Below are 1,111 nucleotides of genomic sequence, written 5' to 3' on the forward strand. Positions count from 1 at the left end.
CCGGCCACCCGGCCCGGCCACCCTCCGTCCGCCGCACGACCGGCCGGGTGGAGCGCCGGGCCGGACATGGAGCGAGCCGACCGGGTCAGGGCCGGTCGAGGGTGTCCAGCCGGCGCAGGGCCGACGGTACGTCGCCGAGCGGGGTGATGCCGGCCGGCAGGGGCGGGCGTCGTACGACGACGACCGGGAGGCCGAGGTCGCGGGCCGCGGTGAGTTTGGCGGAGGTCGCCGCGCCGCCGCTGTCCTTCGTCACCAGCACCTCGATGCGGTGGTCGCGCAGGAGGGCCGTCTCGTCGGCCACCGTGAAGGGGCCGCGGGCGAGCAGGACACGCGTGTGGGCCGGCAGGGGCGGCTCGGGGGGTTCCACCGAGCGTACGAGGAAGCGCGTCCGTGTCAGGTGGGCGAAGGCCGCGAGGCCCAGCCGGCCGGTCGTGAGGAACACCCGGTGTCCGAGCCGGGGCAGCAGACCGGCCGCCGCCTCCGGTGAGGCGACCGGGTGCCAGCGGTCCCCGGGGCCCGGTTGCCAGCCCGGGCGGCGCAGGACCACCAGCGGAATCCCGGTGGTGGCCACGGCCCGTGCCGCGTTCGCCGTGATCGTGGCGGCGAACGGGTGCGTCGCGTCCACGACGACGTCCACGCGCCGTTCGCGCAGCCAGGCCGCCAGTCCCTCCGCTCCGCCGAATCCGCCCACGCGTACGTCACCGGGGAGCGCGCCGGGCCGGCTCACCCGTCCGGCCAGTGACGTGGTCACCCGGGTTCCGGGCCGGCCGGTCAGGGCGGTGGCCAGTTCGCGTGCCTCGGTGGTGCCGCCGAGGACCAGGACGTGCGGGAGCATGGGCTGAGGGTACGAGGCCCGGACAGCACGTCCGGCACCGGTCCGTCCGCCGGTGATCGTCATCCGGCCGCACGTGTGTACGTACACACCCTACGATGACGCCGGGCGACTGGAGGAGTCATGGCCGTGGACTGGAGCGAGCGGGGCTATCACGCCCAGCGTTGGGCGGCGCGGGGGGCGCTGGCCGCCGCCGCGACGGCGGTGGCGACCCCCTTGGTCCACGGCGGGCTGCGCGGGCTGCTGCTGCTGGTGTGCGGGGTGGCGGGTCTGGCGCTC

At 76.6% G+C, this 1,111-nt stretch carries 1 protein-coding gene; it reads right to left on the reverse strand.

Annotated features, from left to right (window positions below; translation table 11 throughout):
* Positions 1-85: 85 nt before the first annotated feature.
* Positions 86-835 carry a cobalt-precorrin-6A reductase gene (locus tag B9S61_RS05255; protein WP_103541138.1) on the reverse strand — a complete coding sequence of 250 codons (750 nt, stop codon included), beginning with the start codon at positions 833-835 and terminating at the stop codon, positions 86-88.
* Positions 836-1,111: the final 276 nt, after the last annotated feature.

This window comes from Streptomyces sp. SM1 (assembly GCF_002910825.1).
Lineage (GTDB): Bacteria > Actinomycetota > Actinomycetes > Streptomycetales > Streptomycetaceae > Streptomyces > Streptomyces okerensis.

Bases quoted from the DNA above. Each gene is read 5' to 3' on its own strand.
- B9S61_RS05255 (WP_103541138.1), bottom strand. From the start codon at position 835: ATGCTCCCGCACGTCCTGGTCCTCGGCGGCACCACCGAGGCACGCGAA.